Here is a 12216-nt window from a genome sequence, read left to right as displayed (position 1 = left end):
GAGCCGGATCGGACGGTGCGGTTCGGTCGGTGATCAGCCCGGGTCGGCCGGAGACCGGTGTGAAACGAAAGAGAAGCATCGAGGTAACTCGCTACTGAGATCGTCGGGCATCGATCTTGCGGGAGGTGGCGGTGACGATACCGACGACACGGCGACAGTTCCTCCAGGCCGTCGGGGTGTCCGGCGGGGCCGGGGTGCTCTACGGGACGATGGGTGCGCTCGGTCTGGCGCCCGCCGCGCAGGCGGCACCACCGTTCCGCGCGCCGAACCGGTCCGACTTCACGCTGACCGGTCGCTCGGCGAAGTCCGTGCTGGTGCTCGGGGCCGGCATCGCCGGCCTGGCCACCGCGTACGAGCTGGGCAAGGCGGGCTACCGGGTGCGGCTGCTGGAGGCGCGTGACCGGCCCGGCGGGCGCAACTGGACGGTGCGGGGCGGCACCACCGAGACCGACCTGGACGGGCGCACCCAGCGGGCCCGCTTCGCCGACGGCCAGTACCTCAACGCCGGCCCGGCCCGCATCGCCCAGCACATGGTGACCCTCGACTACTGCCGGGAACTCGGCGTGCCGATCGAGATCTTCGGCAACCAGAACGCCGACGCCTACTACGTCAACGAGAACGCCGGGGCGCTGTCCGGCCGGCCGATCCGGCACCGCGAGGCCAAGGCGGACGTCTACGGGTATGTCTCCGAACTGCTCGCCAAGGCCACCGACCAGGGCGCCCTCGACACCTACCTGACGGGTGAGGACAAAGAACGGTTGCTGGAGTTCCTGCGCGGCTTCGGCGCGATCGGCGGCCGGGTCGCCGACGACCCGGCCGCCAGCTGGCGGTACGCGGGCACCAACCGGCGCGGCTACCTGGTGGAGCCGGGCGCCGGCTTCGAGGCGGGTACGCCGAAGCTCACCCCGTACCCGCTGACGGACGTGCTGGCCAGTGGCATCGGCAGGTACTTCTCCTTCGAGTTCGGCTACGACCAGGCGATGCTGATGTTCCAGCCGGTCGGTGGGATGGACCGCATCGCGTACGCCCTCGAAGCGGCCGTGGGTCGTCGCCTCGTCACCTACGGCGCGCAGGTGCGCTCGATCTCCAACACCGGCTCCGGGGTGACCGTGGTCTACGACGGGCCGGGCGGCCGGCCGCGTACCGCCACCGCCGACTTCTGTGTGTGCACCATCCCGCCGCAGGTGTTGGCGAAGATCCCGTCCAATCTCACCGGGCCGGTCCGGGACGCGTTGGCCTACCCGGTCCCCAACGCCACCGGCAAGATCGGATTGCAGTACCGGCGACGGTGGTGGGAGCAGGACGAGAACATCTACTCCGGCATCACCAACACCAACCTGGACCTCGCCACGATCTGGTACCCCTCCTACGGCTACCACGGGGCGAAGGGGGTGGTGGTCGGCTACTACAACTTCGGTGCCAACGCCCAGGCGTACGCGGCGCTCACGCCCGCCGAGCGGGAGGCCCGCGCCGTCGCCCAAGGCGTGCGGATCCACGGCGATGCGTACCGGACGGAGTTGGAAACGTCGTTCTCGGTGGCCTGGGACCGTACCCGTTACTCGGAGGGCGGTTGGGTGTCGTGGCCGTCGCGCACCAGCGGGCCGTACGGCCGGCTGCTGGAGCCGGACGGCCGGGTCTACTTCGCCGGTGATCACCTCAGCCACTACATCGCCTGGCAGGCCGGTGCGTTCGAGTCCGCCCGCAAGGTGGTCACCGACCTGCACGCCCGGGTCATGTCGAGCTGAGCCCCGACATCTCGACCCTGTAGAACGGCGTCACCTGCGAAAAGTGCCCGGCTGGCCGGCACGTCGCCGACCCTGGTGATCGATTTTGTCCAATAGCATGGCGCGCATGGTCGTAATCCGGTGGCTGGGGCATCGGCGGGTTCAGGCAGCCGCGCGATGACCCAGCCGGTCCCCGGTGCGGCCCGTCCCGCCACGTGGTGGCTGCGGGTCGTCTTCGGGGTGATCGGCCTGGTCGCCTCGGTGCTCGGTTACGTCGGCCTGGACCGCCTGTCGCGGGTACGCCCCGAGGCCATCGGGGACCGGTACGACATCCTCTACTACGACCTGCAACTGTTCTTCCTCAGCGCCGAGCTCTTCGAGCAGCCCGGTCCCTACCCGTGGCAGTTGCAGGTCGCCCGGTTCATGGCGCCGCTGTTCACCCTGCTGGCGGTGGCCGAGGCCGGCCGGCTGCTGCTGGCCACGGAGATCCGGCGGCGGCGGGCCCGGCGCGCCAGTGGCCATGCGGTCGTCTGCGGCGACTCCCAGTTCGCGCAGATGCTGGCCGACCGGTTGTACGCCGACGGCGACCGGGTGGTGGTCGTTCGGTCCGAACCGTTCGGGCCGCTGGAGTACCGGCGACGCCGCTACCTCGGCGTCGTCGGCGACCCGACGAACGAGGAGGTGCTGCGGGGGGCCGGCCTGCCCCGGGCGCACACCGTCTACGCCTGCACCGACGACGACGACCGCAACCACGCCATCGCCAACACCGCCAACCGCCTGATCCAGGACCGACGCCATCCGCCCCGGGTGTACGTGCAGGTCCACGACCCGGAGATGTGCCTGTCGTTGCAGGCCCGGCGGCTCGGCGCCGCCGGTTCCAGCCGGCTGCGCCTGGACTACTTCCACGTCGACGACATCGCCGCCCGGGCGCTGCACCGGCACCATCCGCTGCCGTCGGCCCCCGACCGGTCGACGACGGTCCTCATCGCCGGTGGCGGCAGCTTCCGCCGGGCGCTGCTGGTGGAGACCGCCCGGCACTGGCGGGCGCGCCAGGCCGACCAGGGCGGGCCCGACCGTCGGCTGCGGGTGGACCTCGTGGCGCCGGACGCCCGGGCCGAACTGGCCCTGGCCACCTCCCGTTACCCGTTCCTGCGCGAGGTCTGCCGGTTGGTCGGGTACGACCGGGACATCGCGGGGCTGGTCGGCCTGGAACACTTCGCCGCCGAGGGCTACGACCGCATCTACCTCTGCGCCCCCGACGAGATCAGCGGCCTGCGTCTCGCGCTGGACACCCCCGCGCTCTGGCGCGGGGCGCGCAGCATCGTCTTCGTGCCGGTCTACCGGCAGGCCGCGCTCGCCGCCGCCTTCCACGGCGACGTCCGCCACGACCTGCTCGACGAGGTGCACGGCAAGTTGCGGTTGTACCCGGTGCTGACGCACGCCTGCGACGCCCGGCTGATCGCCGAGGACCTCACCGAACGGCTCGCCCAGCAGATCCATCTGCGGTACCTGCACGCCCAGCAGCGGGCCGGCGTACGTCTCGGTGACGCGCCCGCCATGGTGCCCTGGTCCCGGCTGCCGGAGTCGCTGCGCCGCGCCAACCGCAGCCATGTCCAGGACATCGCGGCCAAGCTGCTGAACCTGGGCTGCGTCGTGGCGCCCCGCCACGGCGGTGCCGGTGACGCCTCCGCGGCCGGTCGGGCCATCGACGACCGGGTCGAACAGCTGGCCCGACTCGAACACGAGCGGTGGTGCCGGGAACGGCGCTCCGAGGGCTGGACGTACGGCGAGCCGCGCGACGACGTCCGCCGTCGGCACAATCTGCTGCGGCCGTGGGACGAGTTGCCACCGGCGGCGAAGGAGCAGAACCGGGAGGAGATCCGGGCATTGCCCGATGTGCTGTCCGACAGCGGCTTCGAGTTGATCCGACTGGGCCCCACGGTGCCGGTCCAGCGGGGAGGGTCGGCCGATGCCGCCTGAACGGGAACCGGTCCGCGTCGGGGTCACCGGCCACATCAATCTGACCCCGGCCACCGAGCGGCTGGTCGCCGAGGCGATCCGCCTCGAACTGCGCCGGATCAGCGACCGGCCGGTGCACGGTGTCACCTGCCTGGCGGCCGGCACCGACCAGATCTTCGCTCGCGCGGTTCTGGACAGCGGCGGCACGTACGAGGTGGTCCTGCCGGCCCCCGACTACCGGAACACCATCGCCCCGGAGGTGCGGGGCGCCTTCGACGAGCTGCTGGGTCGCGCCAGCCGGGTGCTGCACACCGGCCACCGCACCTCCGGCACCGCCGCCTACGTGGCCGCCAACCGGGAGCTGCTGCTGCGGGTGCAGCGGCTGGTGGCGGTCTGGGACGGGGAACCGGGCTGCCACGACGCGTCGACCGACCGGACCGTCGGCTGGGCCCGCGAGCGGGGCATCCCCACCACCGTCATCTGGCCTACCGACGCGCGGCGGTCCCCGGCGGGTTGACCCCGGTGTCCGGGTCGTGTCCCGCGGCCACCGAGAGCCAGAAGACGCCGTGACCGGCGACGCCCAGGTCGTACTCGCCCGAATTCGGCACGCCGGGAAACTCGGCGCCGCCGGTCAACTCCCGGGGCCGGCAACCGACGTGCGAGGCCAGGCTCAGCGTGGTGGTCTGCGGGTAGCGGGAGAAGTTGAACAGGCAGAGCACCTCGTCGTCGGGCTCACCGCGCAGGAATGCCAGCACCGCCGGGTTGGTGGAGCGGACGATCCGGCAACCGGGGCGGGAGAACGCCGGGCAGGCGTGCCGGGTCTCGATGAGTTTCTCGACCACGTGCAGCAGCGACGAGCGCGAGCGGAGCTGGTTCTCCACGTTCACTGCCATGTAGCCGTAGATCGACTCATGGATCGGGGGCGCCGGCAGATTCTCCGGCTGGGCCACCGAGAAGCCGCCGTTGCGGTCCGGTGCCCACTGCATCGGGGTGTTGAACGCCAGGTGGCCCGGCAACGCCAGGTTCTCACCCATGCCGATCTCGTCGCCGTAGTACAGCACCGGCACGCCGGGCATCGACAGCAGCAGGGCGAAGGCGAGCTCCAACTGCCCCCGGTCGTCATTGAGCAGGGTCGCCGTGCGCCGCCGGATGCCGGTAGCACCGCGCATCCGGGCCAGCGGCGCGTACGCCTGCAGCAGGTCGTCACGTTCCCGCTCGTGCAGCAGGCCCAGCGACATCTCGTCGCCGTTGCGCAGGAACACCGCCCAGTGCCGGTCGGGCGGTTGGTCGCCCATCTGCGCCAGCACCCGGGACACCGGCCGGTGCGCCTCCCGTCGCATCGCCAGCAGCAGGCTCGGCATCAGCGAGGCGTACATCACCAGGTGGCACTCGGGGTGCTCGGCGGTGCCGAAGTAGGCGCCCGCCCCCTCCGGCCAGTCCTCACTCCAGGCGATCAGGATCCGGTCCGGGTACGCCGAGTCCAACCAGGACCGCAGCTGGCGCAGGTAACCGTGGGTCTCGTCGAGCCCCTTGCTGGAGGTGCCGCTGCGCTCGAACAGGTACGGGACGGTGAGCAGGCGCAGCCCGTCGACGCCCTGGCGGAGCCAGAACGCCATCACGTCGCGCATCGCCGCGCGCACCTCGGGCGCGTCGTAGTTCAGGTCCGGCTCGGACCGGCTGTAGCGGTGCCAGTAGTACTGGCGGCGTTGGCTGTCGTAGGTCCACCCCGCGCCGTGGCTGCCGAGCGGGTCGTCGGCCTCGGCGTAGCCCTCGCCGCTGTCGCTCCACACGTAGAAGTCGCCGTACGGGCCGGACGGGTCGTCGCGCGACGCCTGGAACCACGGGTGCTGATCACTGGTGTGGTTGAGCACCAGGTCCAGCACCACCCGTAACCCCTGTCGATGGGCGAGGCTGAGCAGTTCCAGCAGGTGCGACGGTGCGCCGAGGCCCTCGTCGATCGCTTCGAAGTCGGCGGCCGCCCGACCGTCGCCCAGCGCCGGGGCCGCCATGATCGGGTTGAGCAGCAGGCAGTCGACGCCGAGGCGGCGCAGATAGTCCAGCTTCTCGGTGACACCCCGCAGGTCGCCGTGTCCGTCTCCGTCGGAGTCGTAGAAGAACCGGACGTTGACCTCGTAGAAGGTGCTGCCGGCCGCCCAGCCCGGCTCGCCCGCCGGCTCCGGCGGCCCGGGATCCTCCGCCACCTCGGCCCGGGTGACCCGCAGCCGCCCAGACAGGGCCTGGCGGGCGCGCTCGGCCACCCGTTCCGCCGGATCCCGTTCCAGGGTCTCCAGCGTCTCGAAGGCGGCGACCAGCTGGTCCCGGCTGCGCTGGTGGCCGTACGCCCAGTTGCTCAGCTCGTCCACCGCCAGCACCCGGGCCACCGCGAGCCGGCTGCGGGTGAGCGCCAGCAGTTCCTCCGGGATCAGCTGGGGCCGGCGGGGTGCGTTGCTGAGGATGAGATCACCGACTCCGGCGGCGCGCATCTGGGGTGTCTGCCGGCGTTCCCGGTCGATCATGCGTACGGCCGCGTACTCGAACGCCTCCCGCACGCTGATGATCCCGTTGCCGTCCCGGTCGGCCCCGCCGGTACGCAGCCCCTCCAGGAACGGACCGGAGAACGCCGACGGCAGCGCGTGCTGCTTGTGGCCGTCGCCCTCGTGGGCCAGCTCGGTGGCCCCGGCGGAGACCACGACGATGCGACTGCGGTCGCCGCGCTGTTTGAGGTCGCCGAAGGCGCCCGCGTGGCAGCAGTCGAGGATCAGCACCAGTTCGTGGGCCCGGCACTCGTCGACCCAGTGCCGGAACTCGTCGGTCGGTACGGAGGTCGGTGGCAGCCGGTCGGGGTCGGTGTCGGTCGCGGTGAGGTAGAGCCGGTGATCGTGATGCAGCCGCCCGTGGCCGGAGTAGTAGACGAGCAGGAAGTCGTGCGGCTCGGCGCTGGTCAGGAAGTCGTAGAGGGTGAGCTGGAGGCGGTACGAGTCGGCGTCCAGGAGATCGCGTACGTCGTCGAAGGCGCCGAGCGTCGGATCCCGTAGCAGCCGGGCCCAGTCCTTCAGGTCGCTGGCGGGGGAGTCGAGGGTGGGCAGCGCCTCGTTGGCGTAGCTGCCCACCCCGACCAGCAGCGCCCGCTTCACCGTGGCTCCGCCGGGTCAGTCACCGTCGACCTTCTCGGGCACGGCCGCCGTACCCTGGCGCGGTACCGACACCGACTTGATCAGCTCGGCCAGGGTCTTCTCCGACACGTCCCGTACGTCGATCTCGGTGCCGTCGGGAAGGGTCATGCGCAGTCGCTTGCCCTTGTTGCGCTCCTGATAGCGCTTGATGACCTCGGCCAGGTGCCGGATGTCCGCCGCCGCCCGCTTGACCGTCGGCACGGTGAACACGGCGAGGGCCAGTACGCCGAAGATGTAGCTCGCGGTGTCCCGGGTACCCGGGGCGGCCTCGGCGGTCAGTTCGCTCGCCTCGACACCGGGCAGCTGGTTCAGGTGTTCCTTCAGATGGCGCGCCTGCTCGGCCAGCTCCTCGTCGCTGAGCGGACCGTCCGACCCGACCTGCAAGATCAATCCATCGACCATGATCCCATCGTGGTCGCTGTCACTACACCGTGCAAGGGCCGCGACGGCGGGATACGGGTCAGGGGCGGGAGTGACGGGCATCCGACAGAAAGCGGGGGGATCCCGCGCGGCGGCGGAGTGCTGTCCGTTTCGCTGATGCCAATTCGTCGTACCTCAGGAGTAGACCGACCAGGACTGATGCATGTCGGTGCGGCGGCCGCGCGGCGACCGCCACACCGACCCGACGAAGACGAGAGAACGCTCATGAGTGGTGTACGCGTACTGGTAGGGACGCGCAAGGGCGCGTTCATCCTGACCTCCGACGGCAGACGCGACAGCTGGACGGTCGACGGGCCGCACTTCGGCGGCTGGGAGATGTACCACCTCACCGGATCGCCGGCCGATCCGGACCGGCTCTACGCCTCCCAGTCCGGCGGCTGGTTCGGGCAGCTGATCCAGCGCTCCGACGACGGCGGACGGACCTGGACCACGGTCGACAACGACTTCGCCTACGCCGGCGACGTCGGCGACCACCTCTGGTACGACGGAACCCCGCGGCCCTGGGAGTTCAAGCGCATCTGGCACCTCGAACCGTCCCGCGACGATCCCGACACCCTCTACGCGGGCGCGGAGGACGCGGCGCTCTACGTGTCCCACGACGGCGGCGGCAAGTGGACGGAGCTGACCGCCCTGCGTACCCACCCGAGCGGGCCGTCGTGGCAGCCCGGCGCGGGTGGCCTGTGTCTGCACACGATCATCCTGGATCCGGTCCACCAGGGTCGGATCTACACCGCCATCTCGGCGGCCGGCGCGTTCCGCAGCGACGACGGCGGCATCAGCTGGCTGCCGATCAACAAGGGCCTGCGGTCGGGGGAGATTCCCGACCAGGATTCCGAGGTCGGCCACTGCGTGCACCACATCACCCAGCACCCGTCGCGCCCCGACACGCTGTACATGCAGAAGCACTGGGACGTGATGCGCAGCGACGACGCCGGCGCGAACTGGCGCGAGGTCAGCGGCAACCTGCCGTCGGACTTCGGCTTCCCGATCGCGGTGCACGCCCACGAGCCGGAAACCATCTACGTGGTGCCGATCAAGAGCGACTCCGAGCACTACCCGCCGGAGGGCAAGCTGCGCGTCTACCGCAGCCGCACCGGCGGCGACGAGTGGGAGCCGCTGACCGACGGGCTGCCGCAGTCCGACTGCTACGTCAACGTGCTGCGCGACGCGATGGCCGTCGACACGCTCGACCCCTGCGGCATCTACTTCGGCACCACCGGCGGCCAGGTCTACCGCTCCGCCGACGGCGGTGACAGCTGGGCGCCGATCGTCCGGGACCTGCCGCCCGTGCTCTCCGTGGAAGTCCAGGTGCTGCCGTGATCCGGGTCGTCCTCCCGGCTCACCTGAAGACCCTCGCCGGGGTGACCGGTGAGGTACGGGTCGAGGTGGCCGGCCCCGGGCCGGCCACCCAGCGCCTGGTGCTCGACGCCGTCGAGGCGCGGTACCCGATGCTGCTCGGCACCATCCGCGACCGGCACAGCGGTAAGCGTCGCGCCTTCGTCCGCTTCTACGCCTGCGAGGAGGACCTCTCCAACTGCTCACCCGACACGCCCCTGCCCGAGCGGGTCGTCGCCGGGCAGGAGCCGTTCATCGTCCTCGGCGCGATGGCCGGCGGCTGACCCGGCTCACAGGCCACGGGCGAACAGCGCCAGGCGTACCCGGTTGGGGCTGCCCGTCTTGGTCAGCAGGCTGGTGATGTGGGACTTGACGGTGGTGACGCCGATGTGGAGCCGCTCGGCGATCTCGCCGTTGGACAGCCCGTCGGCGACCAGCTCCAACACCTGCTGTTCCCGGGCGGTCAGCCCGGTGACCGGCGACGGCGTCCCGGCGCGGGCGTGCACCGCGCGCTGCACCAACCGGCGCAGCACCTCCTGGCTGAACGGGCTGTCGCCCGTCGCGGCCCGGCGCACGCCGTCCAGCAGCTCGGTCGGCGGTGCGTCCTTGAGCAGGAAGCCGCAGGCGCCGGCCGTCAACGCCGGATAGAGGTGGTCGTCGTCGCCGAACGTGGTCAGCACCAGGACGCGGGCACCGGGACGGTCGGCGATGATCCGGCTGGTGGCGGAGATCCCGTCGACGCCGGGCATGCGCAGGTCCATCACCACCACGTCGGGCACCAGCCGGGCGGCCAGGGCGATCGCGTCGCGGCCGTTGTCGGCCTCGCCGACGACCTCGATGTCGGGCTGGGCTTCGCAGAGCATGCGCAGCCCGGCGCGGATGAGGTGCTGGTCGTCGACCAGCAGTACCCGGATCACGCGCGCTCCGTCGCACGCGGGCCGGCGCGGGTCCCGTCCAGCACGGTGGCCACCCGCCACCCCGTGCCGGTCGGGCCGGCCGTCAACTGTCCACCGAGGACCTCGACCCGTTCGCGCATGCCGGTGATGCCGTGGCCACCGCCGACCGGCACGGTGGCCGGCACCGAGCCGCGACCGTCGTCGACCACCTCCCAGTGGACGGCCCCGTCGACCACGCTGACCGAGAGCCGCGCCACCGCAGCGGTACCGGCGTGCTTGGCCACGTTCGTCAACGCCTCCTGGCTGAGCCGAAGCACCGCGAGGCCGCGTACCGCGTCGAGGGTGCCGACCGCCGGGTCGATGTCGGCGAGCACTGTGACACCGGCCTGGCGGGCCCGGTCCACCGCGGCGCCGAGCGCGGCCGGCAGCGCCGACGGTTCGATCGCGGTCAGCGCGGCGTCGCCGCGTACGCCGTCGGGGTCGCGCAGCACCGCGACCAGCCGGCGCAGGTCGGCCAGGGCTGCCGTGCCGGTGCCGTGGACGTCGTCGAAGACCTCGCCGACCCGTGGATCCAGGTCGGTCAGCACGTGCCGGGCCACCCCGACACGCAGCACCATCGACGCCACGTGGTGCGCCACCACGTCGTGCAGCTCCCGGGCGATGGCGCTGCGCTCGTCAGCACGCGCGGCGCGGCTCTCCGACTCGCGTCGCCGCTGCTCCTCCTCGGCCCGCTGCCGCGACTGCTGCCCGAGTTCCCGGGTGGTCCGGATGACCAGCCCGAGCAGCAGCGGAACGCCGACCTCCGGCAGCAGCCCGAACACACCGGAGAGCAGACGCGACAGCGGATCGCCGATCGAGTCGGTCAGGTCGACCACGGCCAGCAGCCCCGCCGCCAGCCAGATGGTCCGCCCCCGGCGGGCGGCCATGGTCAGTTCGAGCAGCGCCCAACTGGCACCCACCTGGTTGATCGTGAAGTCGTCGACCAGCAAGATCGCCAGCGCCAGCAGCGCGGTCTGGGTCAGCATGCCGGCCAGTGGCCGGTGGTGCAGCGACAGCCCGACCGCGAAGGCGAGCGCCGCGAGCACCCACTGGGTGCTGGTCGGTGCGGACAGGGTGCCGAAGAACAGGTAGCCCAGGCCGGAGAGGATGAGCAGCACCATCCGTACCAGGCTGTCGCGCGCGTCGAACAGCCGTCCCACCCAGGCCACGGCCTCAGCCTAGGCGGTGCTCGTCGGGGCCGGCAGCGGCCGTCGGGTCAGCCCATCTGGTGCGTACGACCAGATAGGCGGCCAGGCCGATCGGACCGAGCAGGATCGTCAGCAGCAGCAGCGGTGCCATCACCAGCGGTGGAACTGCCCGTTTCCGGCTGTCGAGCCAGGCCCAGCGGCCCACGAAGAGGTCGAAGGCGATCATGTGTGCCCAGGCCGCCGCCGCACCGTCGGCCGTGCCCAGCAACTCCCGTACCCCGTCGAGGGTGGGATCGATCACCGCCGGCAGGACCTCCGCGAACGCCGGGACCACCAGGATCGCGTAGATCGCCACGACCGGCACCACGATCAGCGGTGATCGGATGATCCGGTGGGTCACCGTCCAGTTCGGCAGCAGGATCATCAGCGCCCAGAAGGGTGCCGCCACCGCGAAGGTCAAGGAGAACAACGTGGCGCTCACGCGGTCACCTCCGCCCGCTCGTCACCCGCGACCCGCCCGTCGCGCGGACCCGCCGCGCGCTGCTCACCCGGGCCCGCCGGCCGATGTTCGACAGTGGTCGCCGAGAACCGGTGTCGCGCCAGCACCGCGCCGGCAGCGGCTACGGTCACCACCGCCAGCGCCGCAGCAGCCGCCAGGGTGAGCGTGTCCGGCCGGAGCAGCGGCTGCCCGCGCAGCGCCTGCCAGGTCAGCAGTACGGTCGCCGCACCGTAACCGACGCCCACGACGAGCAGCAACCGCGCCCGGGTGCGCTCGTCCAACGCACCACCGGCGAACCGGCTCAGCAGCAACGCCAGGATCGGCAACACCTGCATCCCGTGCAGCCCCACGAAGTGCCCGATCCGCAGATCCCCGCCGGTCGTGCTCCAGCCGACCAGCGGCAGGCCCGGCCCGCCGTCGGGCACGCCCACACTGTGCGCCCCGGCGACGCCCTCGATCACCGAAGCCTGATCCGGCAGGGTCATCGGTACCGCCACCAGCATGCCGAGTGCCGCCAGCCCGAGCCCCAGACCGATCGCGTAGCGGCCGGCGCGGCCGGCGATCGGCTGCCGCAGCACCGCGACACCGATGACGACGTGCGCGACGAACAGCACCATGATCGCCACACCCATCAGCTGCCACAACACGGCGTTGACCGGGCTTGTCTCGTTGTAGTGGCTGGTGGTGCCGCGAAGCACCTGCCCGACGATGATGACCATCTCCACCACACCCATGGCGACCACCACGGTCACCGCCCACTCCGCGACCCGGCTACGGCGACGCAGCAGGGAGAGCAGCCAGACCAGGGTGCCCCCGTACAGGACGAACGACACCGAGAACTTGAACGGCTTGAGCCAGATCGGCACGCCGGTCAGGACCCGCTGGTCGGCCAGAATGCCGACCGCGCAGACGACGGCGAGCACCGCCATCGCCGAGACGAAGACCATCAGGGGACGGTGCCGGTACGCCCGCCGCGACAGGTTGTCAGTCATGTCTGTAGAT

Annotated in this window: 11 protein-coding genes; 5 read left to right on the top strand and 6 right to left on the bottom strand. The window is 71.5% G+C overall.

Annotation, left to right across the window (positions count from 1 at the left end; all coding sequences use genetic code 11):
* Positions 1-131 precede the first annotated feature (131 nt).
* From KBX50_RS01035 to KBX50_RS01025, 3 genes are all read left to right on the top strand, one after another.
* Positions 132-1745, top strand: a complete 1614-nt coding sequence (locus tag KBX50_RS01035) for a flavin monoamine oxidase family protein (RefSeq protein WP_210933782.1) — start codon at positions 132-134, stop codon at positions 1743-1745.
* Between the two features lie 156 nt (positions 1746-1901).
* Positions 1902-3704, top strand: a complete 1803-nt coding sequence (locus KBX50_RS01030) for a RyR domain-containing protein (RefSeq protein ID WP_210933780.1) — start codon at positions 1902-1904, stop codon at positions 3702-3704.
* Entirely contained in the window at positions 3694-4200 is a 507-nt protein-coding gene (locus KBX50_RS01025; RefSeq protein ID WP_210933777.1) for a hypothetical protein, read from the top strand. The genes KBX50_RS01030 and KBX50_RS01025 overlap by 11 nt, the downstream gene beginning before the upstream one ends.
* Here the strand turns inward: KBX50_RS01025 and KBX50_RS01020 are convergent.
* Together KBX50_RS01020 and KBX50_RS01015 are read right to left on the bottom strand one after the other, a co-directional pair.
* Positions 4169-6817, bottom strand: coding sequence for an alpha-amylase family glycosyl hydrolase (locus tag KBX50_RS01020; RefSeq protein ID WP_210933773.1), 2649 nt, complete (start codon positions 6815-6817; stop codon positions 4169-4171). The two genes, KBX50_RS01025 and KBX50_RS01020, sit on opposite strands and share 32 nt — an antisense overlap.
* Before the next feature lie 15 nt (positions 6818-6832).
* Positions 6833-7258, bottom strand: a complete 426-nt coding sequence (locus tag KBX50_RS01015; protein ID WP_093405676.1) for a hypothetical protein — start codon at positions 7256-7258, stop codon at positions 6833-6835.
* Positions 7259-7501: 243 nt separating this feature from the next.
* Between KBX50_RS01015 and KBX50_RS01010 the strand changes: the two genes are divergently transcribed.
* Positions 7502-8617, top strand: coding sequence for a sialidase family protein (locus KBX50_RS01010; RefSeq protein ID WP_210933771.1), 1116 nt, complete (start codon positions 7502-7504; stop codon positions 8615-8617).
* A complete protein-coding gene (locus KBX50_RS01005) occupies positions 8614-8916 on the top strand; it encodes a MoaD/ThiS family protein (RefSeq protein ID WP_093405671.1) in 303 nt (100 codons plus the stop codon). The genes KBX50_RS01010 and KBX50_RS01005 overlap by 4 nt, the downstream gene beginning before the upstream one ends.
* A gap of 6 nt (positions 8917-8922) precedes the next feature.
* On the opposite strand, the gene KBX50_RS01000 is transcribed toward KBX50_RS01005, so the two are convergent.
* The 4 genes from KBX50_RS01000 to KBX50_RS00985 are packed head-to-tail and all read right to left on the bottom strand — an operon-like array spanning position 8923 to position 12206.
* Positions 8923-9549, bottom strand: a complete 627-nt coding sequence (locus KBX50_RS01000; protein ID WP_210933767.1) for a response regulator transcription factor — start codon at positions 9547-9549, stop codon at positions 8923-8925.
* Positions 9546-10736: a sensor histidine kinase gene (locus tag KBX50_RS00995; RefSeq protein WP_210933765.1), complete on the bottom strand. Its 1191-nt coding sequence runs from the start codon at positions 10734-10736 to the stop codon at positions 9546-9548. Before KBX50_RS00995 ends, KBX50_RS01000 begins: the two co-directional genes overlap by 4 nt.
* 4 nt (positions 10737-10740) lie before the next feature.
* A complete protein-coding gene (locus KBX50_RS00990; protein ID WP_210933762.1) occupies positions 10741-11196 on the bottom strand; it encodes an ABA4-like family protein in 456 nt (151 codons plus the stop codon).
* The gene (locus KBX50_RS00985) at positions 11193-12206 is read right to left on the bottom strand and encodes a hypothetical protein (protein ID WP_247672874.1); all 1014 of its coding nucleotides are present in this window, start codon (positions 12204-12206) and stop codon (positions 11193-11195) included. Before KBX50_RS00985 ends, KBX50_RS00990 begins: the two co-directional genes overlap by 4 nt.
* Between the last annotated feature and the right edge of the window lie 10 nt (positions 12207-12216).

Source organism: Micromonospora sp. C51 (assembly GCF_018070435.1).
GTDB classification, from domain to species: domain Bacteria; phylum Actinomycetota; class Actinomycetes; order Mycobacteriales; family Micromonosporaceae; genus Micromonospora; species Micromonospora sediminimaris.
The sequence above is the reverse complement of the archived record's forward strand: the minus strand, read 5'-3'. Positions and strand labels throughout refer to the sequence as shown.

Bases quoted from the DNA above. Each gene is read 5' to 3' on its own strand.
- KBX50_RS01030 (WP_210933780.1), top strand. From the start codon at position 1,902: ATGACCCAGCCGGTCCCCGGTGCGGCCCGTCCCGCCACGTGGTGGCTG.
- KBX50_RS00985 (WP_247672874.1), bottom strand. From the start codon at position 12,206: ATGACTGACAACCTGTCGCGGCGGGCGTACCGGCACCGTCCCCTGATG.
- KBX50_RS01025 (WP_210933777.1), top strand. From the start codon at position 3,694: ATGCCGCCTGAACGGGAACCGGTCCGCGTCGGGGTCACCGGCCACATC.
- KBX50_RS01015 (WP_093405676.1), bottom strand. From the start codon at position 7,258: ATGGTCGATGGATTGATCTTGCAGGTCGGGTCGGACGGTCCGCTCAGC.
- KBX50_RS01010 (WP_210933771.1), top strand. From the start codon at position 7,502: ATGAGTGGTGTACGCGTACTGGTAGGGACGCGCAAGGGCGCGTTCATC.